Origin of the sequence: Aquipuribacter sp. SD81 (assembly GCF_037153975.1) — a bacterium.
Classification (GTDB): Bacteria; Actinomycetota; Actinomycetes; order Actinomycetales; family JBBAYJ01; genus Aquipuribacter.
Window position 1 is genome coordinate 123,105 of sequence record NZ_JBBAYJ010000002.1, and the last position, 22,418, is coordinate 145,522.

Sequence of the window (22,418 nt, forward strand, 5' to 3'; positions counted from 1 at the left end):
TCACGTCCGGCAAGGGCCTCGTCTCCAGCGTCGGCCACGCCGGCATGAACGGGGAACCGCGCCGACGCCAGCGCGTAGCTCGTCGTCGGCGACACGACCAAGGGCCCGTCGACGGCACCGCATGACGTCGGCCTTTACCGCCGGGGCGAGGCTCGCGGGCGACCGCCTGCGGCTCCTTGCCCTCGGCTTTGGCCCTCGGCCCTACGCCCCTAGCCCGCGATCCAGTCAGGCGAGTGCCGCGCACAAATTGCGTTCTCCGTATAGCCAGTTCTGTCCAGTAGCCCAGCAGTGGGCGAGTCAACGAATACCGATGTGCGCCATGCTCTCGCCCATGGACCCTCGGTGGGACAGCGACGCCCTTACGGTCGCCAGTGACACCGCTCGACTTCGTCGCTACCGGCGGGCGCAGTCCCGGTGGCGCGAGACCGTCCTCGGTCTGCCCCCGGGCGAGTCGGCTCCTGCCCGGAACGTCGGCAGCCGTCTGCGGACTGACGCTCCCGACTCGGCTCAGTGGCTCACGCCCCACGTCGCCGCGTACGTCGCCGACCGTCTGCCGCAGGCGGAGCGCGACGGCGAGGCGATCGAGCGAGGCCGCCTCTTCGGCAACCTGCTGTCGAGCCAGCCGCTGTGCTTCAACGTCTTCGGACAGCTGGCCGCCTACCCGAACGCAGCGGCGCGTCTCCTCACTCGTCTCCTCGACCAACACGTCGACCGGGTCGACGACGTCCTCGTCGAGCACACCCCGCCTGCCGCCAAGGCGACCCTCGGCGACCGCAGCGCCTTCGACGCCTACCTGGCCCTCACGATCGACGGCGCGCCCGCCTTCGTCGGCGTCGAAACCAAGTACACCGAGCCGTTCAGCGCGACGAAGTACCGCCGCGACAGCTACGACCAGGTGACCGAGCGCGCGGACGGCTGGTTCGTCAAGGACGCAGCCCGGGCCGCGGTCACTTCCGCCACCAACCAGCTGTGGCGCACGCTCATGCTCGCGCAGACGACGGAGCTGCAGACCGACGCCGGGTCGGGGACGGTCCTGGTGCTCTGCCTCGACGACGACCCGCACGCCACGCAAGCCGTCGACGGCATGCACGAGCTGCTGCGCGAACCCGACCGGCGCCTGCGCCGGGTCACGTTCGAGCGGATGGTCGAGGCCGCGTCGGAGGAGGAGGACCTGCGGGCCTGGGCGGCGCTGTTCACGGCGCGCTACCTGACGCTGTAGCGGGCGGCCCCGCCGCACCGCCACCTCCATGACGTACCCGGCTGCAGGTTGCATCTCTGCAAGTTGCACTCATGCAGGTAACATTAGCGCATGCAATTCGTCGGACGACGTGCGGAACTGGACCGGCTGACGTCCGAGCTCGGCCGGAGCGGCGACGCCGGGCGCATCCTGGTCGTCCGCGGCCGCCGACAGGTCGGCAAGTCCACGTTGCTCGAGCAGTTCCGCCGACAGGTCGACGTCCCGTCGGTGTTCTTCGCCGCGGCCGCCGGGGCGACACCAGGCGAGGAGTTGAGGGCCTTCGTCGACGAGGTCGCCGGCTCGACGCTGGAGGCTGCGGCCGTCATGGGCGACGCGCGTCCTGCCAGCTGGGAGGCGGCCCTTCGCCTCCTGGCCGCGAGCACGACCACACCCTCCGTGGTCGTCATCGACGAGCTGCCGTACCTGCTGCGCGGCGACCCGGGACTCGAAGGGGTCCTGCAGCGGGTCTGGGACCGCCACCTCAGCCGCGCCCCCGTCCTGCTCGTCCTCATCGGCAGCGAGACGACTGTCATGGAACTTCTGACCAGCCACGGGCACCCGCTATTCGGCCGCGCCGGGGAGCTGCGCGTGGACCCGTTGGCGCCGCGCGACGTCGCGGCGCTCCTCGACCTCCCGGCTGGAGACGCCATCGAGGCGACCGTCGTCACCGGCGGCCTGCCTCGTCTCGCGCAGGAGTGGCGGGCCGGCGGCGCCCAGCGGGTCGAGGACTTCGTGGCGCAGCAGCTGCAGGACGCCACGTCCCCGCTCGTCGTGCTGGGCGAGCGCTATCTGCGCGCCGAGTTCCCGACCACCGTGCAGGCCGAGCGCGTGCTCCGTGCCGTCGGCTCGGGCGCCACCACCTTCCAGCGGCTGTCCGAGCGCACCGGACTGAACCAGGGCTCGCTGCACCGATCGCTGCAGCAGCTGCTGGAGTCGCGGCTCCTGGCGGTCGATCGACCCCTGTCCACCGCCACCACGCGCCTCGCGCTCTACCGCGTGCACGACAACTACCTGCGCTTCTGGCTGCGATACGTCCCCCGGGCCCTGGACCGCGTCGAGCGCGGCCGTGGCGACGAGGCGGCGGCCAGCGTTCTGCGGGACTGGGCGTCGTGGCGCGGTGCAGCCGTCGAACCGTTGGTCGCGCGGTGCCTCGCCGGCGGTCCGCCCGTGCAGGGTCTGCCGGACGCCAGGTCCGTTGGCCGCTTCTGGACCCGTGACCACAGCGTCGAGGTCGACCTGGTCCTCGCTGATGCCCCCTCTCCGCCTACGCAGCCGCTCGCCCTCGGCACCATCAAGTGGCGCGAGCGGGCACCTGTCGGTCACCGGGACGTGGCCTCCCTCGCCCAGGCGCGAGCCGTCGTCCCGGGAGCCGCTGAAGCCGTCCTCTTCGCGGTCGGGCGGACCCCCGGTCCGGTCCCGGACGGGCTGGCTCGCCTGGTCACGGCCGACGACCTGTTGCGGTGACCGCGCCGGCGGTCCGTCAGCGTTGATACACCCGAAGGACTGCAGCCGACCCTCGACGCGGCCGATGCTGTCCCCGGGGTGATGACATGACCAGCACCGCCGACGCCGTCGGGACCGCGGGCGGCTCGCTGCGCGCGGAGGCCGCTGCGTGCCGCGACCGGGCCGAGCAGTGCGCGCAGCAGCGCAAGCAGTGGCTCGAGCGCGCCGCCCGGTTCGAGGCGGCCGAGCGCGGTGAGGTGTCCGTCGCCGCCACCCTGCACGCCCTCGAGGGCTACGGGTGGCGCGTGCTGGCCGACCGGCAGTGGCCTCGTTCGGCCGCGAACATCGACCTGCTGCTCGTCGGTCCTGGCGGCGTGGTGGTCGTCGACGTCAAGCGGTGGGCCGAGCCGCGTGTCGAGGCCGGGCGGCTGTACCGCGGTGACGCCGACGAGACACCGATGCTCACCGCGCTGCTCGACACCGCAGCGGGCGTCGTCGCCGACGCGCTCGGCGACCTCGGGTACGCACCCGCGGCCGTCGCCGTCGCCGCGGTCCTCGCCGGCCACCGGCTTCCCGCGACCGAGGTGTCCGGCGCCGTCGTCGTCGGAGAGGCCGAGGTCGCGCCCTGGCTGCTGCGCCGCGGCCGCCGCTTGGCCACCCGCGACGTCGACCGGGTCGTCGGACACCTCGAGACGGCATTCCCACCGCACCGCACCAGCGGGCGCCGCGCGTCCCGCACGACCGTCGCCCCGCCGCGACCCCGACCGAAGCCTCAGCCGGACACCGCCGACCTCTTCGACGTGACCGCGCTCGCCGACGCCGACCGGGCCGCGGCCGCCTCCTCCCCCATCGAGCGGTGGATGACGTGGCTGCACCCCGACCAGGCACCGCTCGTCACCCGGGCCTTTCACGGGCCGGCCCGGCTCAGCGGGCCCGCAGGCACGGGCAAGACCGTCGTCGCCCTGCACCGCGCGGCTCTCGCCGCCCGGCAACCGGGTGCGCGTGTGCTCCTCGCGTCGTTCGTCCGCACGCTGCCCGTCGTGCTCGGGACGCTGGTCGGGCGCCTCACCGACGGAGCGGACGAGAGCGTCGAGGCGAGCAGCGTGCACGGCTGGGCCCGGGCGTTCCTGCGCGAGCGGCGCGTCCACCACCGGCTCGACGCCGACCGCGCCGACACGGCCTTCGCACAGGCGTGGCTCGCCGTAGGCAAGAGGACTGCCCTCGCCTCGCTGCCCGTGCTGCCCCCGTACTGGCAGGAGGAGATCGAGTACGTCATCAAGGGCCGCGGCATCGACCGCTTCGAGGACTACGCCGCCCTCGACCGGGTCGGGCGCCGCACCCCGCTGCGGCTGGAGCACCGCCAAGCGGTCTGGGACGTGTACTGCGCCTACCAGGAGACGATGGCCGCCGCCGGACGGCACGACTTCGCGGACGTCCTGCGCCTGGCCCGCGACGAGCTCCGCGCGCACCCGCTGGAGCAGCCGTACACCGCCGTCGTCGTCGACGAGGTGCAGGACCTCACCCTCGTCGGCGTGCAGCTGCTGCACGCGCTGGTCGGTGACCGCACCGACGGCCTGCTGCTCGTCGGCGACTCGACGCAGGCGCTGTACCCGGGCGGCTTCCGGCTCAAGGAGGCCGGGGTCGACGTGGTCGGCCGTTCCGTGCGGCTCGGCCGCAACTACCGCAACGGCGCCGCCATCCTCGCCCACGTCGCGACCGTGGCCGCGACCCCCGTCGACCTCGACGAGACGACATCGGGCGAGGCCACCGACACGGCCGGGGCCGTCGCGACCCGCGACGGCGGTGCCGTGCACACCGTCACGGCCGCCTCCGCACCCACGCTCGACCAGGCGCTCCTGCGCCGGCTCGTCGACACGATCGTCGGCGGCGCCCGTTGCGGCGACTGCGCCGTGCTCGTGCCCGGCAACCGCGACGTCGGGCGGTGGCTCGGTCTGCTCCGCGGCGCCGGTCAGCCCGCGGTCCCGCTCACCTCCTACGACGGCACGCCCGTCGACGCCGTCAAGGTCGGGACCGTCCACCGGGCCAAGGGTCTGGAGTTCGCGCACGTCGTCGTCCTCGACACCCACCCGTTGCCGCCGCGGAAGTCCGCCGAGAGCGACGAGGCGTACGCGGAGCGGGCCGAGGAGTGGCAGCGGCGCCTGCACGTCGCCCTCACCCGGGCCCGGGACACCTTGTGGTGCGGGCGGATCGCGGGCACGTCGTCGGCTCGTCCTGCCACCCTCTCCCCGTGACGTCGCTCGTGGACGACCTCAGCACCCTCGACGGGGCGCTCCCCACCGTCCTGGCCGTCGCGGCCCTCCTCCTGCTCGTGTGGTTCGACCGGCTGCGGCGCGCGTCCCGCCGCACGCGGCGCCCGGCCCGTCGCACCCGCACCACCCCGACGGTCGGCGACATCTGGTGGGCCGACGTGCCGTTCGAGGACGGCACCGGCAGCAAGGACCGCCCCTGCCTCGTGGTCGAGACCCACGGGCTGCGGGTGGTCGTGCTGTACCTGACGAGCACCGACAAGTCCGGTCGTCCGGGCTGGGTCGCGGTCCCCCGCGACGGCTGGGCGCGCTCGCGCGGCACGAGCTGGCTGCGCAGCGACCGACGCATCGTCCTCGACCCGCACCGGCTGCGTCGCTACGCCGGCCCGTGCCCGGCGTCGGCGCGCAAGGCCGTCGGCGTGTGAGGAGGCGCCTATGGCCCGGGGCTCGCCACTGCCACAACCGAGGCCGCCTCACGGCCGCACGGTCTGCTGGTACAGCGCCAGCCGCCACCGGCCGTCCCGACGAACGTACGTCGACGACATGACCGCGATGAAGGTCGTGTCGCCGCGCCGGCCGGTGCCGGTGTAGACGAGCGTCGCGACGTCGCCGGTGGGCCGCACGGTGCGCACGTCGGCGATGTCGTAGTCGTCCCAGGGCGGCGCGTCGGCGAGGCTGGCGACCACCGCCTCGCGGTCCAGCACCGTGCCGTCGGCGAGCACCATGAGGGCGTCGTCGGTCATGAGCCCGCCGTAGAAGGCGTCCCCCGTCCCCCGGCACAGCGAGTCCCAACCCTGCCGCTCGAGCCCGAGCAGCTCCTCGGCGACGCCCATGCCGTCCGCAGTACCCGTCGACCGCCCGGGATAACTCTGGTGCCGCGACTGCGCCGAACGGGTGGTGCCGTCGCCCCGCGCACAGCCGGCAGCGCGGTCGGCCGACCACTCGTCAGGACACGTCCGGCTCGCGGCGTCGCTCCCAGTACCGATGGCGCGGAGGAACCACGTGACGACAGCGTCAGCACCAGTCCCGGCAGCAGGCACCGCGACGGAGGTCGAGGCGGCCGTCGCGGACGGCATCCGCAGCGTGTTCCAGCCGATCGTCGACCTCGACACCGGGGCGGTCGTCGCGTACGAGGCGCTCGCGCGCGGCCCTCGCGGCAGCGCGCTGGAGCGCCCCGACCAGCTGTTCGCCGCGGCCCGCGAGGCCGGCGTCCTCGCCGAGCTCGACGCCGCCTGCCGCACCGCGGCCTTCCGCGGCGCGATCGAGCAGGGGCTGCTGGCGCCGCTCACGCTCTTCGTCAACGTCGAGCCCGAGGTGCTCGACAGCGCACCGCTCGACGACCTGCTCGCCATCGCCGGCGGGGCCCCGGGTTCCCTCCGCGTCGTCGTGGAGATCACGGAGCGCGCGCTCGCCGCCCGGCCCGCGGAGCTGCTCCGCACCGTCGACCGGGTCCGCGAGATCGGCTGGGGCGTGGCGGTCGACGACGTCGGCGCCGACGCCGTGTCGCTGGCCTTCATGCCCTTGCTGCGTCCCGACGTCGTCAAGCTCGACCTGCGCCTCGTGCAGGAACGTCCCGGTCCGGCGGTCGCGCAGGTGATGAACGCCGTCAACGCTTACGCCGAGAGCACGGGCGCGCTCGTGCTCGCTGAGGGCATCGAGGACGAGCGCCACCTGCGGGTCGCCCGCGGGCTGGGCGCTCGGCTCGGGCAGGGCTGGCTGTTCGGCCGTCCCGGTCCCACCCCCGCCACGGGCCTGGCGGTCGGCGAGCTCCGGCTGCCCACCCCACCGGTCGCCGATCCAGCGGGCACCTCGCCCTTCGCGCTGCTCTCACCGCACCACGAGGTGCGACGCGCTCCCAAGCAGCTGCTCATCGAGCTGAGCAAGCAGCTGGAGCGCGAGGCGCTGCGGCTCGGCGAGACCGCCGTCGTCGCGGCCACCTTCCAGGAGGCGCGGCACTTCACCCCCGCGACCGCCGGGCGCTACCGGGACCTCGTGGAGCGCACCGCGTTCGTCTGCGCGCTGGGCGAGGACCTGCCCGCCGAGCCCCTGCCCGGGCTGCGCGGCACGACGCTCGCGACCGACGACCCCGTCCGCGGCGAGTGGGACGTCGTCGTCCTCGGCCCGCACTTCGGGGCGGCCCTGCTCGCCCGGGACCTCGGTGACACCGGCCCGGACGCGCAGCGCACGTTCGAGTACGCCCTCACCTACGAGCGCGCCACCGTCGTCGACGCCGCCCGGTGCCTGCTGGCCCGCGTCGCGCCGCGCACCCAGCTGCCGCCGGCGACCGTCACCCCGGTTGAGCCGGTCGAGCGCGAGGCGTCCGCCGTCGCGCACCCACCGGCCCCGTCGACGGACCGGGGCAGCCGGCCCGGCGGGGAGGAGTCCGTCCTGCACCGCGCGCTCGCGGCGACCTCGAGCGGCGTCGCGATCGCCGACATGCGCCGCCCCGACCAGCCGCTGGTCTACGTCAACCGCGCGTTCGAGCAGCTGACCGGGTACCGCGCCGAGGACGTCCTCGGTCGCAACTGCCGCTTCATGCAGGGACCCGACACGGACCCGGGGGCGGTCGACGGCATCCGCGCCGCGATCCGCGAGGGCCGCGAGCACCGCGTGACGCTCCTCAACTTCCGCGGGCCCGACCGGACGCCCTGGTGGAACGAGATCTACCTCGCGCCAGTCCGCGGCGAGGACGGCCGGCTGCTGCAGTACATCGGCGTGCAGAACGACGTGACGGCCCGGGTGGAGACGCTGCGCCAGCTGGAGCAGGAGCGCGACCGCGCCCGCACGTACCTCGCCCGCATCGAGCACCTCGCCTACACCGACCCCCTCACCGGGCTCACGAACCGGCGCGGCCTCGAGGAGCGCGTCGACGCAGCGTTGTGGGAGGCGCGACTCGGCGGCCACGGTCTCGCCCTGCTCTTCTGCGACCTCGACGGCTTCAAGGGCGTCAACGACGCCCACGGCCACGCGGCCGGCGACGAGCTGCTCGTGGCCCTCGCCCAGCGCCTGCGCGCCCGCGTGCGCCGCACCGACCTGCTCGCCCGCCTGGGCGGCGACGAGTTCCTCGTCGCCCTGCCCGGGCTCGACCCGGCCCAGGCCGCCGAGGACGCCCGCAGGGTGGCCGACGGCATCGTCGAGGAGCTGTCGCGCCCCGTCGAGCTCGGCACGGGCCGCGTCGAGGTCGGCGCGAGCGTCGGCATCGGCCTGTGCCCGGAGGACGGCACGACGTTCCGTGAGCTGCTGCACCGTGCCGACCAGCGCATGTACGAGGTCAAGGCCGAGCGTCGTGCGGGGAACGTCCGCCGGCTGGGCGTCTAGGACCGCCGATGTCCCCGCCGACCGCTCAGGGGCTGGAGCAGATGTCGGTGTGGAACACGTACGGCGGGGCGCCGACGCGGAAGCGCGCGACCCGGTCGTCGGCGTCCATCTCGAACATCATGTGCCGGCCCGTCGCGCCGTAGTCGGCGCCGACCCCAGGGCTGCTGATCTCGATGGGGACGTAGCGGCCGCCGAACGACGTCGTCTCCCCGCTCAGCCCCGCGACCCACAGCGGGTACGCCGCCACGATGTCGTCGTACGTGCTGCCGATGCCGACGCCCTCGACGGTCGTGATGGGGCCGCCCGTCACGAGGTAGGTCTGGATGGCGCCGTCGTTGTCGACCGTCGCGATCTGCAGCGACTCCAGGTACCGCACGACGCAGTCCCCCTCCACCCGCTCGACCGTCATCTCCGCGCCCGCGGCCGCCTCCAGCGCCGACACCGGCGCCCCGACCGTCAGCTCGCCGAGGCCGAACTGGGTGGCGAGGGCCATGTCCGACGGGTCGGGCTCGGGCTCGGGTTCCGGCTCCGGCGGCACCGGCTCCGCGGTCGACGGGTCCGGCGGCTCGGGCTCGGGTGGTGACGGGTCCGTCGGGACCGGTTCCGGCGGCACGGGCTGCGTCGAGGGCACTGTCGTGACGGGCACCGGCCCGGGGTCCGGCGGGTCGTCGTCCACGCACCCGGCGCCCGCAGAGGCCGCGAGGAGGACCGTCAGGAGCAGGCGGAAGGTCGACGTCATGGTTGTGCCGGCCCAGCCGTGGTTGCGGGCGCGGTCAGCGCTCCGACGAGAAGTTTCTCGATCCCGGAGGTGTCTCGCAGCGGTACGGCCTCCCTGCCCTTCTTCACCTCGGTGCCCGTGCCGCCCGAGGTCACGACCAGGACGGTGTCGTTCGGCGCGCCGACGTCATCGACCCACCGCCGGACGCGCTGCTGATCCGGCTCGTCCGCGCTCCACCGCGCGTCGACCAGCACGGACCGGGCGCCGGAGGTGACGACGAAGTCGTGGGTGCGCCGGGCGCCGAGGACCGTCTCGACCGTCCACCCGTGAGAACCGGCGACCTTCTCCAGCGCCTTCCCGACATCCCGCTGGTGCCGGACCGCGCGGTCGCGCCGTTCCCGCCAGAGCATCGCGACGCCTGCCTTGACGTCGTCGGGCACCCGGGCGTCGTCCTCGATGGCCGCGACGAGCTTCTGCGGGTCGGCCCCGGCCTCGACCGCCTTCTCGAACACGACCTCCACGCCAAGGGCCTTGAGGCTGCCGAGGCGTTGGCCGCTGAGCGACACGTACGCCACCACGGTGCCGAGCGCGACGAGACCGAGTGCGTTCGTCTCGGTCCAGCCGCCCAGGTTGAGGAGCCCGAACACGACGAAGACCCCACCGGCGACCGCGAGAACCCAGGCGACCCACGCAGCCTGCTCCCGCCGTAGCCACCGCCGGGCACGCGTGCGGCCGGGCACGGCCGCGGTCGTCGCGCTCGGTGTGCTCACGACGCGAAGGATGCGCGGCCCGGCCGCGACTGTCTGTGCGTAGAACTACGTACGCCTGTCGCCGAGGTCACCGACCGCCTACGCTCCGTCGCAGCAGGATCGGGGGGCAGATGTCCGTCGTGGCCACACGGGACCTCAGCGCGGCGCTGGACTTCGCCGCGCACGCCGCCACGGTGCGCGACTACGACGACGTGCGGACGATCCTGCTGCCGCACCTGTGTCGGTTCGTCGACGCCCCGGCCGCTGTGCTGCACGAGGTCGACCTCGCCCGCGGCGAGGAGAGCAACCTCTTTTTCCCCGACGCGATGGTCGACCTCGACGCGATCGCCGCGTACGCCGACGTGCAGCACGCGCACCCCTTCTTCGTCGTGGCCGCCGGCGGCGGCGTCGTGCTGGGTCTCCGGCTCTCCGACCTCATGACGCGGCGGACCTGGCGCTCCTCCGCCGTGTACTCGCAGGCGCTGAGCCGGCTGCGGACGGAGGACCAGATGACGACGACGCTGCGCCGCCGCGGCCCGCTCACCGAGGGCGTCAGCCTCGTGACCGACGGTCGTTCCTTCACCGCGCGGCAGCGTGCGCTGCTGCTGCTCGTCCGGCCGCACCTGACCGCCGCGCTCGCCCGGCTTCACTGCCCCGGCGCCGTCCACCGGGTCCTGACGGTCGGCCCGACCCCGGCGTGGCGGACGGTCGCCTGCGCCGCAGGCCGGACCGCGAGCGTCACCGGCACGGGCGGGCTCACCGTCGCGGAGCGGCGGGTCCTCGCCGAGGTCGCGGCCGGTCTCACCAACGCGCAGATCGCGTCCCGGTCCGGGGTCGCGCGCCGGACCGTCGACAAGCACCTCGAGCACGCCTACGCCAAGCTCGGGGTGACGAACCGGATGGCGGCGGTGAGCGCGTCCGGGCTGGTGCCGCTGCCCCGACCGTCCGCGCCCTCCGGCGTCATCTCGTCCGACGAGGCGCCCCTCCCCGGCTGTCTGCTGTCCTGCGCCTGATCGGTCGCAGGGGTCGCCGGGCGACCCAGGGCACGCCCAGGTCGAACGCGTGAGGGGCCCGCGAGCGACGCTCGCGGACCCCTCCGGCGGACGCCGTCAGCCCTGGCAGTCGACCCGGGGGTTCCACGGCGCGAACACGCCGGCCGGGTTGGTCTCGTACAGCCAGACGTGCAGGTCGTAGTGGACGGGCATGCCGGGGCCGTGGCCGAGCATCGGGCCGTCGAAGGGCCGGCCGAGCAGCGACGGACGGTCCTCGTCGGTCGAGGTGTCCTGGTCGGCGTCGGGCACGAACCACTCCGCGCCGAGCAGGCGGGCGCCGCCGTCGGCGGTGGGCTCGTACAGCAGGACACCGGGCGCGGCCGGGTCCGTGCTGCCGACGAGGGCGGGGTTGAGGTAGTGCACGCCCATGCCGCCCGCGTCGGAGACCTCGCACGGGCTCACCGGCACGTAGCCGTCGGCGAGGGCGACCTCGACGTCGGTGTAGCGGGCGAGGTCCCGGCGCATGCGGGCGAGCTCGGCGCCCGCGCCGGAGCGGCTGTGGGTGGCGCTCGCGCCGTGGGCGGCGGGCTCGTCGTGGGCGCCGTCGTGGGCGAGCGCGGGCGCGCTGAGCGCCAGGGCGAGGCCGGCCGCGGCGGTGACGACGGTGACGGCGGTGGGCAGGTGACGCATGGGTCTCTCCTCGGTGGTGGGCGCCGGTGTCGGCGCGGGGTGTGTCCGAAGGAGAGGCTCGTGTTCCCGACCACCTGGGCGGTATCCCGCGGGCGAGGGGACCTTCCGCCGCCACCGGGTGGGACAGGCCGGTCCCCCACCGATCTGGGACGTCGACGGTGTGGACAGGGTGACGGCCGCCGGGGGCCGCGACGCCGTTCCGCCGGCGGGACTCGCGACCGCAGGTTGTGTCCCGGGGTCGACCTAGCGTCGAGCGCATGGAGTGGGTGGTGGGCGTCGCCGCGCTGGTGCTCGTGCTGTGGTGGCTGGGGCGGGAGCCCCGCGGTGACAGAGCGCAGGCGCCGCCGGCAGCACAGCGGCGCGTGGGCTCGCGGCCCGGAGCGGGTGCCGCCGCGGGAACGGCCGCGGGGGGCGCGGCGGCCTCCGGCTCGCTCGCGGCGTACGTGGCCGACCGGGTGACCGACGCCGACGACCCCGACGGCGCCTTCATGGACGGGTACGTGTCCGGGCGGTACACGGAGCGGCTCGAGCAGTCCAAGGCTCGTGCCGTCGAGCGGGACCGTCGCGACGTCGACCCCGACCGCACGCGGCCGGGCAGCGACGACCTCTCCGAGGACCATGACCACGACGACGACTGGGAGGCCGACGTGTCCGCCTACGGCCACCCGACCCACCCTTCGCACGGGCGCGGTGGTCACGACGACCCGACGCACGGCTGGCACCCCGCCGACTTCTCCGACGAGTCGGACGACTGGTGAGGCGCTCCCGGAGCGGCGCGACCCGCCTCCGTCGGCCGATGTGACGACTCGATCAGCGACTTGCCCGACAGGAAAGCGTTGAGTAGTTTCTCCTCAGGAAAGTGACGGACGAAGGAGGAGACATGACACAGGACCACACCGCCGACCTGACCCCCGAGCAGGCCGCGGCGGCCCTGGCGGAGCACCGCCGCCGCGAGCAGCAGACCGTCGCCGCCGGCACGTCGCCGTGGTCGGCCCAGCACGTCGTGCCGGTCGCCCTCGCGCTGCCGGTGCTCGGCTACCTCATCGACATCGACCTCGTGTGGCTCTTCGCCGCCCTCGTCGGCGTGCTCGCCGTCACGCTCGTGCGCCGACAGGTGCAGCTGCGCACCGATCGCCGCTCGTGGCGCCGCGACCTCACGCTGCTCGCCGCCGGCGTGGTGGCGCTCGGCGCCGACATCGCCGTCCAGGCCGTCGTGCGCTCCGCGGACCTGCCGCTGCCCAACACGTGGGGTGCCGCCGCCTTCGGGGTCGTCGTGCTCGTGCTCGTGTGGCCGCTGCAGCGTCGCGGCACCGTCACGGTGCGCCCGTGACACCCGCTGGCCGGCCGGCCCCGGCCGCACCTCCCCGGCCCGGCGCGATCGACGAGTTCCTCCACACGCCCGCGCGGCTGAGCGTCATGTCGCTGCTCGCGCCGGCGGACTGGGTGACCTTCGCGTACCTGCGCGACAGCATCGGCACCAGCGACTCCGCGCTGTCCAAGCAGCTGAGCGCACTCGAGGCCGCGGGCTACCTCGAGCTCCGCAAGGAGCGGGGCCGCGGCGGCAGCACGAGGGTGCGCCTCACCGCCGACGGCCGGACGTCGTTCGACCGCTACCTCGTCACCCTCGAGGCTCTCGTCGCCCGCTCGCGGGGCAGCGCCGAGCGCCCTTCGTCGTGAGCCGTCGCGGGCCCGACACGACGCTCCCCACCCACCGGACCGGAGAAGTCCCCCGCGTCGATCCGATCGGGCGCATTGCCCGGACCGCCCCGTGCCGCTCGGGCGCACCAGGCATGCTTCGCGGGTGACGTGGGACGACCTGCCGCGCTCGCCGTCCGGGCGGGTCCCCCAGTGGGTGCTCGACGAGGCGGCGCGCAGGTCGACCGTCGGCTCGCCCACGCCGCAGTGGGAGCCGCAGCGGCCGCCGCCCGAGCCCCGGCGCCGGGTGCGTTGGCGCGCGTTCGCGCCCTGGCTCGTGGTCGTCGCCATCCTCGGGGCCGCCTGGCCGCTGTCGCAGCGTGCCGAGGACGGACCCCGCGCCACCGCGGCCGACAGCGACGGTGGACGGCCGGCACAGTTCGCCTACCTCGACGAGGGCACGGACCTGAGCGGTCGCCCGTACGTGGTCGCGTGGTCCCCGTGCGCGCCGATCCGGTACGTCGTCAACCCCGAAGGCGCACCCGACGACTTCGAGTCCGCCGTGCGGGAGGTGCTGGACGAGGTCACGGCCGCGAGCGGGCTCACCTTCTCCTACGAGGGCACGACGACGGAGACCGCAGCGGAGCGGGGGCTCAACGCGGATCGCGCGTCGTTCCTCGCGGGGGTCGACCCGGTGCTCTTCGCCGTGGCCGACGCGGACAGCGTCCCCGACCTCGCCGACGACGTCGCCGGGCTGGCCTCCACCGTCATGTCGCCGGGACGCGACGGGCGGTACCGCTACAGCAGCGGTCGCGTGGTCCTCGACCGCGACGTCGTCGACGTCCCGCACCTGCCCTGGCAGGAACCGGTGTACGTGTCCGTCCTGCGGCACGAGGCCGGGCACCTCGTGGGCCTCGACCACGTCGACGACCACTCCCAGGTCATGTACCGGGAGACCAACGACGCCCGGCAGTTCCAGGCGGGCGACCTCGCAGGACTCGCCGAGCTGGGCCGTGGGACCTGCGCCTGACGCAGGGCCTCGGCAACGGGTTGTCGGGGCCTGTGGACAACCGGCCGAGCCGCTGCTGACGATGAGGCATCATGCGCCGAGAGAGGCGAGGGGAGAGCCGACGGTGGGGCGAGCAGCTCGAGGCGGTCTGTGCGTGTGGCTGGCGGCAGCGGTCGCCCTGGCGGGCTGCACACAGGCGAACCCGGACACGGAGGGCACGACCGTGAGCGCGGCTCCGCCGGCGACCACGAGCGACGCCCCGAGCCCTGCTCCCGCTCCGAGCAGCGCACCCCCGAGCGAGGCGCCGTCGCTGTCACCGGCCGAGGCGGCGGCCGCAGACGCCGAGGCCGCCTACCGGGCGTGGTTGGACTGGCAGAACCAGTCGCTGCAGGCGCCGCTCCCCTTCACCGAGGAGTCGAGCGACGAGGAGTTCGAGGCATTCACCGAAGCGACCCGCCAGTACGGCTTCGACGAGGCCGAAGGGCGGCTCGTCTCTGCGGTCATTGAGTACGACAACCGCGACTGGTCTCAGGTAGGGACGATCGACGTCATCTCCCTAAGCCCGACAGAGACGGTCCTGGACCCCGAAGAAGGTCGACCATTCGTCACCCTCGAAGTCTGCTGGACCCAGAGCGCTGACTTCAGCATCGTCCTCAGTGATGGCTCGGTCGCTGAGCAGTTCGCGCAAGATCAGTCTGACGAAAACTTCGGCGGCAGCGTGCGAGTGGAAAAGCTCGACGAAGACCCCTTCGACGGTTGGTACGTCCAGTCCGTCGCGGACGACCCGGAAGTCCAGTGCTGACGAGGTTCACCGCCACGTGGGCGGTGTCGCTGGCGGCCGCGTGCACAGTTGTCGCGGCGCCTGCCTGGGCGTCGCCAGCGGCTGTCTCATCCCCCGGATCCGACGACAAGTGCGTCAGCGGTCTCGGCTTCGGCTGCGGGGGCGGATTGGCAAGGGACGAAGATGGGACGAGGAACACTCAACCCAGAGGCGGATCCGAAGCCGACACGCGTCCCGTCAATGGACCGGCCCAAGGCGACAGCGGTCGCCCTGCTCAACCCGACCGCTGGAACGACAACGACTACTGCCAGCGCCGCGAGCCAGTCACTCCGCAGCCCGGTCCGGACGACCCCATCTGGGCGGGGCGCGATCCCGCGACCAGCGAGGTGCGGCGCTGCTACTTCCCCAACGGCAACGGCCCGGACGGCCTGCCGTACGTCGACTACGTCGTCGGCGACGGCGAGACGGACGCAGGGCCGGCCATCGACCCGGGCGTGCTCGCGCTCTACGCCTACGAGCAGATCGACATCGCCCCCGTGAGCATGGGCCTCGCGCCCGAGCCCGGCCCCGACACGCTCGGGCTCGTCGGCCTCCCGGTCTGGATGTGGGTGGAGGACCCCGACGCCACGACGTTCGGCCCCGCGTCGATCGACCTGTCCGTCGGACCGGTGAGCGTGTCGCTCACCGCGCGGGTCGAGCGCATCGAGTGGGACATGGGCGACGGCACCGTCGTCACGTGCACCGGTCCCGGGACGCCGTACACGCCGGCCCGCGGCGCCACCGCGAGCCCCGACTGCGGACACCGGTACGAGCAGACCAGCGCGGGCCGGTCCGGCGACTCGTTCGACGTGACCGCGACCGCGTACTGGGTCGCGCAGTGGTCGTCCAACTCGGGTGCAGGCGGCACGCTCACCAACACCACCCAGGCGACGGAGCAGGTCCGCATCGGGGAGTCGCAGGTGATCGTCACCCGCGACTGACGACCACCGACGCATTCGTAGCCCCGGTGAGCGAGTGCCGCGACGCCACCCGAGCACCGTTTCATGCCGTGGCATCACACGTGCTGACCCTACGATTCACCGTGCGCACGACCGTCAGCCTCGACGACCGGCGCCTCCGCGAACCTCGTCGACGACGCGCAGCTCGCGGCACTCGCCCGGGAGCACCGGGCGACGGTCGTGTCCTTCGACGACGACCTCAATCGCTTCCCAGGCGTGCGCCAGGAGCGCCAGGAGCGCCCGACGTCCCCATGAGCAGACGCCGCACGCCGGACCAGCCGTCGTGACCGACGTCCTGGGCGAGGTCTGGGCCGCGGCGACGACACCCGGTGCCCGCCCCGGACTCGTGCCCGTCCTGCTGCTCGGCGCCGTCGCGCTCCTGCTCGCGCAGGTGCCGCTCGTCCGGCAGGCGGTGACGGTCGTGCACGAGGCCGGCCACGCCGTCGTGGCGGTCCTCGTCGGGCGTCGGGTGAGCGGCATCCGCCTGCACGCCGACGCCTCCGGCGTCACGCTGTCCCGTGGACGCCCCGCCGGTCCCGGCATGGTCGCGACGCTGCTCGCCGGCTACCCGGCCCCGACCGTGGTCGGCGTGCTCGGGGCGGCGGCCGTCGCGGCCGGGTACGCCGCCGGCCTGCTGTGGGGGTTCGTGCTCGCCGCGGCCGTCCTCGTGCTCGCGGTCCGCAACCTGTACGGGCTGCTCGTCCTGGTCGTGCTCGGTGGGGCGCTCGCGCTCGCGAGCTGGTACCTGCCGGCGGTGGCGCTGGGCTGGGTCGCAACCCTCCTCGTGTGGGCGCTCCTGCTGACGGCGCCGCGGACCGTCCTGGAGCTGTTCGGCCGCCGCGCCCGGCGGGACCCCCGCTCGGACCCCGCACAGCTCGCCCGCGTCACCGGTGTGCCGCAGCTGCTGTGGCTGCTGCTCCTGCTCGCGCTCACGGTCGGCGGGGCGCTGCTGGGCGCCTGGCTGCTCCTCCCCTGACCCGGGCTGCGCGGCGCGATCGCGGCGCGCGGTGGTGCCGCGGACCAGGACGGGTAGTCACAGGGCATGACGGACGCACCGGTGGTCGTGGTCGGCGGCGGGCACAACGGGCTCGTGGCGGCGTGCTACCTCGCCCGCGCCGGCCGGCGCGTGCTCGTGCTCGAGGCGTCCGACGCCGTCGGCGGCGGGTCACGTACCGAGGAGACCGTGAACGGTTACCGCTTCGACACCCACTCGGCCGCCCACAACATCATCAACATGACGGCCATCCCCGACGAGCTCGACCTCGCCGGGGCGGGGCTGGAGTACCTGCCGATGGAGCCGTTCGCCACCGGCGCGTTCGCCGACGGGCGGGTGGTCCGGTTCCACCGCTCGATCGAGCAGACCGTCGCCTCGATCGCCGAGCACGACCCCGACGACGCCGCCGCCTACCGCGACTTCATGCACCGGGCCGTCCCGCTCGTCCGGGCCGTCGCGGCGGGCCTGGACCACGCGAGCTCGCCCACGAGCCAGGCCCGCACCGCCGTCACCCGCGCCGGCAGCCTGCTCAGTGCCGTACGTCGCTCCGGCGCCACCGGCCTGGTCCGCGACGTGCTGTCGCCGTACGGGGCGCTGCTCGAACGGGCGCTGCGCAGCGACCTCACCCGCGCGCCCGTCGCGTCCTTCGCGAGCCATGCGAGCGCCGGACCGCACCAGCCCGGCAGCGCGTTCTTCGTCCTGTGGCAGGCGGTCTACCACCTGTACGGGCAGTGGCACGCCCGCGGCGGGTCGCAGGCGCTCACCGACGCCCTCGTGCACCGCCTCACTGAGTGGGGCGGCACCGTCCGCACCGGCGCGCCGGTCCGACGCATCGACGCACCCGGCGGGCGGGTGCGCGCCGTCGAGCTCGAGGACGGCGAGCGCGTCGGGACGGACACCGTCGTCAGCGCCGTCGACGTGCGCACCGCCCTGCTCGACCTGCTCGACCCGCCGCTGGCCGGTCGGGACGGCGCGGAGCTGCGGGCCGCGCACCGCGGCAACGCCGTGCAGATGGTCGTCCACCTCGCCACCGACCGGCTGCCGCCGTACCGCGGGGCGCGCGACGGGGACTGGAACGGCCTGCAGTCGCTCGTCGACACCCTCCCTCAGCTCACCGACGGCTTCCTCGCCGCGGCCGCCGGCCGCCTGCCCGAGCGACCGCCCGTGTACTGCTTCACCCCGAGCGCCTACGACGACTCCCTCGCCCCCGCCGCGCACCACACCGTCTACCTCGCGTGCCCGAGCGCACCTTTCGACGTCGAGGGCGGCTGGGACGCGCACGGCGAGGCGTTCGCCGACGCGATGGTCGAGCAGGTCGAGGAGCATGCGCCCGGCTTCCGCGGCAGTGTTCTCGGCCGTGACGTGTGGACGCCCGCGCGCATGGCGGAGCAGCTGCGCTGGCCCGGCGCGCACCCGATGTACCTCGACATCAGCCTCGACCAGCTGTCCGTCCTGCGGCCCACGCGGCGCCTGTCCCGCAGCACCGTGCCGGGTGTGGGGGGGCTGTACACGTGTGGGGCGTCGGTCGCGCCCGTGGGCGGCGTCGCGGGGATCAGCGGCAAGGCCGCCGCCCGGGCCGTCCTCCGCGGCTGACGGTCGGTCCTGGTCGGCCGCTGCCCGGACCGCCGCTCAGCCGCCGGCGGCGGCGCGGACCTCGTCGGCGGCGTCGTCGTCGAGGGTGACCCGGACGCACGCCGCGGCGAGGCGCGGCCGGTCCCGCCGCGACACGAGGTCGGCGAGCGCGTCGGCGTCGCTGGGCAGGCCGACCGCCCGCGCGCCCTCGACCACGCGGTCGTCGGTGAACGGCGCGACGGCCGGCCACACGGCCTGCACCTCGCGGCAGAAGATCGCCGACCCGGTCGGGCCGATGCCGGGCACCTCCTCGAGCCGGGCGCGCACGCCGTCGGTGTCGTCGGCGGCGTCCCGCAGACGCCGCAGGTCGCCCCGCCAGCGCTCGAGCAGCAGGTCCGCCCCCTCCCCCAGCATGGTCGCGGTCCGCTCGTCGTAGCGGCGGTAGCCGCCCTCCCCGAGCGCGTCGACGCGCTGCTGCCACGTCGCGTCGCGCATCCGCTCCGCGGTGCGCATGCCGGCCTTCGACAGCGCCCGGGCGGCGCCGACGGCGAGGCGGGCGTCGATGCGCGCCGACAGCAGGTTCGCGAGCACGAGCAGCCGGAACAGCGGTGACGGGGTGTCCTTCAACGTGATGCCCGCCTCGGCGGCGTACGTGGTGCCGTGGCGCTCGAGGAGGACACGGACGAGGTCGGCGTTCGACGCGGCCATACGACAACCTTCGCGCCGGGCCGCCGTCGACGCGACCGCTCGAGGAGTCCGCCGGGTGCACGTGCTCGAAAAGGGCCACGTGGCCGCCCGCCCACGTGCATGCTGACCGAGCCCGATGCGGGCCCTGGCGTTCCCGGGAGGACACCGATGTCGACGTCCGGACCCGCCGGCCGCGTCGCGCACGTCCGCCGCGTCGTCGCGGCGGCGCTCGCCGCCCTGCTCGCCGTCGTGGTGCTCACGGCGGACGCGACGCTGCCGCACGCCCGGGCGGCGGAGGCGGCTCCCCCCTGGCGGGCCGTGCACTACGCCGGTGGCGGTGTCGGCGACGGCGGGCCGGGCACGGACGCGCTCGCGCGGCCGGGCTGGCGCACCGTCGTGACGCTGCCGCGCGGCGAGCTCGCCTGGTACGACCACGCGTCGGAGCAGATCCGGGTGCTCGACAGCAGCGGCCGGGTCACCGACCTGTACGGCAGCGGCCGGCGCGGTGACGCCGAGACCGTCACCACCCTGCACGGCGCCTACGCCCGGGACGTCGCCCTGCCGGCGCCGACGGACATGTGGTCGACGGCCGACGGCGCGCTGTGGCTCGCCTACAGCCTGCACGTGCTGCGGATCGACCCGCTCACCCACCGGGTCTCCGTGCGCGTCGTCCCGCAGGGCAGCGGCGGGTCCTGGCCGCTGCTGGTCCGCTACGACGGTTCGCTCGTCCTCGCCGAGCGGCACGACGGTGGCATCCGTACGGCGACCCTTCCCGCCGGCTGGACGGCCACGACACCCCTCAGGACGCTGCTGGACCGCGAGCCGGGCGTGTTCGCGGAGACGCCGGGCGGCACGCTGTACGAGGCGTACGGCGCCGGCGTGTACCGCCACGGCAAAGGTCTTCCGGTGCTCGTGGCCGGCACGACGGCGCGCTGGGCGGACACCCTCGAGCGCCCGGACGGCGTGCCCGCCGTGGGCGCAGCCATGCAGCCGGTGCGTCTGGGGGTGGACAGCACGGGTCGCATCGCGGTCCTGGACCGCCTCGACCGTAACCAGTACGTGCTGCGTGTCGTCGCCGGTGCCGCCGCCACGGTGCGCACCGTGTCCGAGCCGTGGTCGACCGGTCGGAACGACGGCTGCGGGACCGAACCGCGCCCGCTGCTGCAGGCCACGACGGTGCTCCTCGCGTGCGCGTGGTCCCTGCGCTCCTACCGGGTGGACGGCGCGGACGCCGGCGGCCCCGGGACCCCCCTGGCCGGGCGCGGGGAGGACGTCACGACGACCGTCGCCTCCCCGCCGGGCACGGCACCCCGCCAGGCGTACCTGTCGTCCACGTCCTACGACCTGCAACGCAGTCCTTCCGGCGGCGTGGCCGTGGTGAGCACGACGGACGTCCGCTACATGGGTGAGGACCTCAGGCGGCAGGACGTCGTCAGCGTCCTCGCGACCGCCGCCGAGGCGGCCGAGGGGCTCGGGTGGACCGGGCCGGTCACGTGGCGTGCCGCCGTCGTCGGTGTCGGGACAGTCGTCGCGGTCGTCTGCCGCGACGTCGACACGTGCGTCCTCCGCCGCCGCGAGCCGTTCGCCACCGAGTGGTCGACGGTCCCGTGGCCCGACGCCGACGTCCGTCCGGCCGCCCGTCTCGTCGTGCCCGACGCCAAGCTGCGACGGGTCTACCTCGCCACCGGGTACGACGGCCCGCTGGAGTACCTCGACCTCACCACCGGGACGGTCGCCCGTGCCGACGGCATCGGGGCACCGCCGCACCGGGTCGCCGTCATGCCCGACGGCCAGGTCCTGCTCGCGGTCGAGGGCTCCGAGACCGCTCGGGTGTGGGACCCCGCCTCGGGCACGGAGTCGTCGACCGGCGTCCCGGTGGGCATCGGGTGGTCCCCGTCGCTCGCGCCGCGGCTCGTGGGCTGGGTGTACGTGAGCACCGGCGCCACGCTGCGGCCGTACCGGCTCGACGGGACGGTCGGCGCCGCCCTCGACCCGGCTCTCGGGCACGCCGCCCGACGGGTGGACGGACCGTCGCTCGACCCGTTCCCGCCGGTGCTGCACGCCGGGGTCTCCGAGGACCTCTTCCTGCTGGGGGACCAGCCGCTCGACACCACCGTCTCCCGCATCACGCTCCGGCCCGCACCGCCGGCCGCGCCCCCCGACGTGCGCGTGGTGCGCGGCGACGGGCAGGTGACGGTCTCCTGGGGTGCGGTCGACACGCGCGGCGCCACCCTCTACGGCTACCGCGTGTACGAGGACGGGGAGCCGTACTCCTCCACGGAGATCCCCGCGACCCAGCGGTCGGTGGTGCTGTCCGCGCCCAACGGCGTCCCCGTCCGCTACACCGTCGTCGCGGCGAGCAGCCCCGGCCCCGGCGAGTCGTCGCTGCTCACCCCCTGGGTCGTGCCCTTCGACGACGTGCCACCCGGACGGGTGGGTGTCGGTGCCACGTCCTTCGCGACCGACTCGGTGACCCTGCGCTGGACGCGACCGGAGGACCCCGACACGGCCGACGTCATCGTCGCGCGCCGTCAGGGCCCCGACGCGGCGGGGTGCCTGTCGTCGCCCGGGACCGACGTCGTGTACCGCGGTACCGGCACGTGGGTGTCCGTGCGCGTCACGCCCGGCACGACGTACTCCTTCTCCCTGTGCGCACGCGACCGCGCCGGGAACCTGGGTCCGACGAGCGTCGTGCGCGCGGTCGGCACCCGCGCCACCATCAGCACGGTCCTCGACGGTCGGCCCGCCTCCGCGGTCACGTACGGCACGACGCAGGACGTCGCCCACACCGTCTCCCTCGTCGAGGACGACGGCGTCCCCGTCCACGGCGTCCGGGTCTCGCTCCAGGGGCGCCGCGCGGGTTCCGGCGCGGCGTGGTCGACGCTCGCCCGCGCGACGACGTACCTGGGCACTGCTCAGCTGCGGCACCGGCCGCTCATCGGCACGGAGTACCGCTACGTCTTCGCCGGCGGTGACGGGCGGACGGGGGCCGTGTCACCGGTGCGCCCCCTCGCCGTGCGCACGGCGGTCACGACGGCCCTCAGCACGTCGACGGCGCGACGGGGCACGACCGCGACCCTCAGCGGCGGCGTCGCACCGAACCACGCCGGCCTGCCCGTGCGCCTCCAGGTCAAGGGCTCCAGCGGCTGGACCACCGTCGCGCAGCAGACCCTCTCGAGCAGCAGCACCTACCGCTTCACCGTGTCGCGGTCGCGCTCGTCCTCGGCCGCCACGCTCGCCTACCGCGTCGTCCCGGTCCCGAGGGCGGGCTACGTGGCCGGGGCCGGCCCGAGCCGCTCGATCCGGTGGACGTGAGGGGGCGGCGCCC

20 protein-coding genes are annotated in these 22,418 nt (G+C 74.6%); 15 read left to right on the plus strand and 5 right to left on the minus strand.

The window, feature by feature from the left end; all coding sequences use genetic code 11:
* The first annotated feature begins 331 nt into the window (after positions 1–331).
* The 4 genes from WAA21_RS01770 (at position 332) to WAA21_RS01785 (ending at position 5,372) form a co-directional block, all read left to right on the plus strand.
* Positions 332–1,219 carry a PGN_0703 family putative restriction endonuclease gene (locus WAA21_RS01770; protein ID WP_336921017.1) on the plus strand — a complete coding sequence of 296 codons (888 nt, stop codon included), beginning with the start codon at positions 332–334 and terminating at the stop codon, positions 1,217–1,219.
* A 90-nt stretch (positions 1,220–1,309) separates the two neighbouring features.
* Complete coding sequence (locus WAA21_RS01775) at positions 1,310–2,701, plus strand: ATP-binding protein (RefSeq protein ID WP_336921018.1); 1,392 nt, start codon at positions 1,310–1,312, stop codon at positions 2,699–2,701.
* An 86-nt stretch (positions 2,702–2,787) separates the two neighbouring features.
* Positions 2,788–4,932 (plus strand): UvrD-helicase domain-containing protein, encoded by a 2,145-nt coding sequence (locus tag WAA21_RS01780; RefSeq protein WP_336921019.1) that lies wholly within the window; start codon positions 2,788–2,790, stop codon positions 4,930–4,932.
* A complete protein-coding gene (locus WAA21_RS01785) occupies positions 4,929–5,372 on the plus strand; it encodes a type II toxin-antitoxin system PemK/MazF family toxin (RefSeq protein WP_336921020.1) in 444 nt (147 codons plus the stop codon). Before WAA21_RS01780 ends, WAA21_RS01785 begins: the two co-directional genes overlap by 4 nt.
* A 48-nt stretch (positions 5,373–5,420) precedes the next feature.
* On the opposite strand, the gene WAA21_RS01790 is transcribed toward WAA21_RS01785, so the two are convergent.
* A complete protein-coding gene (locus tag WAA21_RS01790) occupies positions 5,421–5,780 on the minus strand; it encodes a nuclear transport factor 2 family protein (protein ID WP_336921021.1) in 360 nt (119 codons plus the stop codon).
* A gap of 169 nt (positions 5,781–5,949) precedes the next feature.
* On the opposite strand from WAA21_RS01790, the gene WAA21_RS01795 reads away from it, so the two are divergent.
* The gene (locus WAA21_RS01795) at positions 5,950–8,265 is read left to right on the plus strand and encodes a diguanylate cyclase domain-containing protein (RefSeq protein WP_336921022.1); all 2,316 of its coding nucleotides are present in this window, start codon (positions 5,950–5,952) and stop codon (positions 8,263–8,265) included.
* Positions 8,266–8,290: 25 nt separating this feature from the next.
* On the opposite strand, the gene WAA21_RS01800 is transcribed toward WAA21_RS01795, so the two are convergent.
* Both WAA21_RS01800 and WAA21_RS01805 read right to left on the minus strand, forming a co-directional pair.
* The gene (locus tag WAA21_RS01800) at positions 8,291–9,004 is read right to left on the minus strand and encodes a hypothetical protein (protein ID WP_336921023.1); all 714 of its coding nucleotides are present in this window, start codon (positions 9,002–9,004) and stop codon (positions 8,291–8,293) included.
* Positions 9,001–9,753: a hypothetical protein gene (locus WAA21_RS01805; protein WP_336921024.1), complete on the minus strand. Its 753-nt coding sequence runs from the start codon at positions 9,751–9,753 to the stop codon at positions 9,001–9,003. Before WAA21_RS01805 ends, WAA21_RS01800 begins: the two co-directional genes overlap by 4 nt.
* Before the next feature lie 119 nt (positions 9,754–9,872).
* Between WAA21_RS01805 and WAA21_RS01810 the strand changes: the two genes are divergently transcribed.
* A complete protein-coding gene (locus WAA21_RS01810; protein ID WP_336921025.1) occupies positions 9,873–10,745 on the plus strand; it encodes a helix-turn-helix transcriptional regulator in 873 nt (290 codons plus the stop codon).
* 96 nt (positions 10,746–10,841) lie between these two features.
* On the opposite strand, the gene WAA21_RS01815 is transcribed toward WAA21_RS01810, so the two are convergent.
* A complete protein-coding gene (locus tag WAA21_RS01815; protein ID WP_336921026.1) occupies positions 10,842–11,414 on the minus strand; it encodes a hypothetical protein in 573 nt (190 codons plus the stop codon).
* Positions 11,415–11,671: 257 nt separating this feature from the next.
* Here WAA21_RS01815 and WAA21_RS01820 point away from each other — a divergent pair, with 257 nt between their 5' ends.
* The 8 genes from WAA21_RS01820 to WAA21_RS01855 all read left to right on the plus strand — a co-directional run bounded on the left by WAA21_RS01820 (position 11,672) and on the right by WAA21_RS01855 (position 18,424).
* Positions 11,672–12,172 carry a hypothetical protein gene (locus WAA21_RS01820; protein ID WP_336921027.1) on the plus strand — a complete coding sequence of 167 codons (501 nt, stop codon included), beginning with the start codon at positions 11,672–11,674 and terminating at the stop codon, positions 12,170–12,172.
* 122 nt (positions 12,173–12,294) lie between these two features.
* Positions 12,295–12,744, plus strand: coding sequence for a hypothetical protein (locus WAA21_RS01825; protein WP_336921028.1), 450 nt, complete (start codon positions 12,295–12,297; stop codon positions 12,742–12,744).
* On the plus strand, positions 12,741–13,091 hold the full coding sequence (locus tag WAA21_RS01830) for a transcriptional regulator (protein WP_336921029.1): 351 nt from the start codon (positions 12,741–12,743) through the stop codon (positions 13,089–13,091). Before WAA21_RS01825 ends, WAA21_RS01830 begins: the two co-directional genes overlap by 4 nt.
* Positions 13,092–13,215: 124 nt before the next feature.
* Entirely contained in the window at positions 13,216–14,079 is an 864-nt protein-coding gene (locus WAA21_RS01835) for a matrixin family metalloprotease (protein WP_336921030.1), read from the plus strand.
* Positions 14,080–14,281: 202 nt separating this feature from the next.
* A complete protein-coding gene (locus tag WAA21_RS01840) occupies positions 14,282–14,860 on the plus strand; it encodes a hypothetical protein (protein WP_336921031.1) in 579 nt (192 codons plus the stop codon).
* Between the two features lie 365 nt (positions 14,861–15,225).
* Positions 15,226–15,819 (plus strand): hypothetical protein, encoded by a 594-nt coding sequence (locus WAA21_RS01845; protein WP_336921032.1) that lies wholly within the window; start codon positions 15,226–15,228, stop codon positions 15,817–15,819.
* Positions 15,820–16,120: 301 nt separating this feature from the next.
* Positions 16,121–16,813 (plus strand): M50 family metallopeptidase, encoded by a 693-nt coding sequence (locus WAA21_RS01850; RefSeq protein ID WP_336921033.1) that lies wholly within the window; start codon positions 16,121–16,123, stop codon positions 16,811–16,813.
* A 66-nt stretch (positions 16,814–16,879) separates the two neighbouring features.
* Positions 16,880–18,424 carry a phytoene desaturase family protein gene (locus WAA21_RS01855; RefSeq protein ID WP_336921034.1) on the plus strand — a complete coding sequence of 515 codons (1,545 nt, stop codon included), beginning with the start codon at positions 16,880–16,882 and terminating at the stop codon, positions 18,422–18,424.
* Positions 18,425–18,460: 36 nt separating this feature from the next.
* On the opposite strand, the gene WAA21_RS01860 is transcribed toward WAA21_RS01855, so the two are convergent.
* Positions 18,461–19,111 (minus strand): endonuclease, encoded by a 651-nt coding sequence (locus WAA21_RS01860; RefSeq protein WP_336921035.1) that lies wholly within the window; start codon positions 19,109–19,111, stop codon positions 18,461–18,463.
* A gap of 147 nt (positions 19,112–19,258) precedes the next feature.
* Between WAA21_RS01860 and WAA21_RS01865 the strand changes: the two genes are divergently transcribed.
* Positions 19,259–22,405 (plus strand): hypothetical protein, encoded by a 3,147-nt coding sequence (locus WAA21_RS01865; protein ID WP_336921036.1) that lies wholly within the window; start codon positions 19,259–19,261, stop codon positions 22,403–22,405.
* Positions 22,406–22,418 lie beyond the last annotated feature (13 nt).

Excerpts from the sequence above, each read along its gene's own strand:
- WAA21_RS01825 (WP_336921028.1), top strand. The coding sequence starts at position 12,295 with ATGACACAGGACCACACCGCCGACCTGACCCCCGAGCAGGCCGCGGCG.
- WAA21_RS01855 (WP_336921034.1), top strand. The coding sequence starts at position 16,880 with ATGACGGACGCACCGGTGGTCGTGGTCGGCGGCGGGCACAACGGGCTC.
- WAA21_RS01790 (WP_336921021.1), bottom strand. The coding sequence starts at position 5,780 with ATGGGCGTCGCCGAGGAGCTGCTCGGGCTCGAGCGGCAGGGTTGGGAC.
- WAA21_RS01865 (WP_336921036.1), top strand. The coding sequence starts at position 19,259 with ATGTCGACGTCCGGACCCGCCGGCCGCGTCGCGCACGTCCGCCGCGTC.
- WAA21_RS01860 (WP_336921035.1), bottom strand. The coding sequence starts at position 19,111 with ATGGCCGCGTCGAACGCCGACCTCGTCCGTGTCCTCCTCGAGCGCCAC.
- WAA21_RS01770 (WP_336921017.1), top strand. The coding sequence starts at position 332 with ATGGACCCTCGGTGGGACAGCGACGCCCTTACGGTCGCCAGTGACACC.
- WAA21_RS01820 (WP_336921027.1), top strand. The coding sequence starts at position 11,672 with ATGGAGTGGGTGGTGGGCGTCGCCGCGCTGGTGCTCGTGCTGTGGTGG.
- WAA21_RS01780 (WP_336921019.1), top strand. The coding sequence starts at position 2,788 with ATGACCAGCACCGCCGACGCCGTCGGGACCGCGGGCGGCTCGCTGCGC.
- WAA21_RS01800 (WP_336921023.1), bottom strand. The coding sequence starts at position 9,004 with ATGACGTCGACCTTCCGCCTGCTCCTGACGGTCCTCCTCGCGGCCTCT.
- WAA21_RS01775 (WP_336921018.1), top strand. The coding sequence starts at position 1,310 with ATGCAATTCGTCGGACGACGTGCGGAACTGGACCGGCTGACGTCCGAG.
- WAA21_RS01815 (WP_336921026.1), bottom strand. The coding sequence starts at position 11,414 with ATGCGTCACCTGCCCACCGCCGTCACCGTCGTCACCGCCGCGGCCGGC.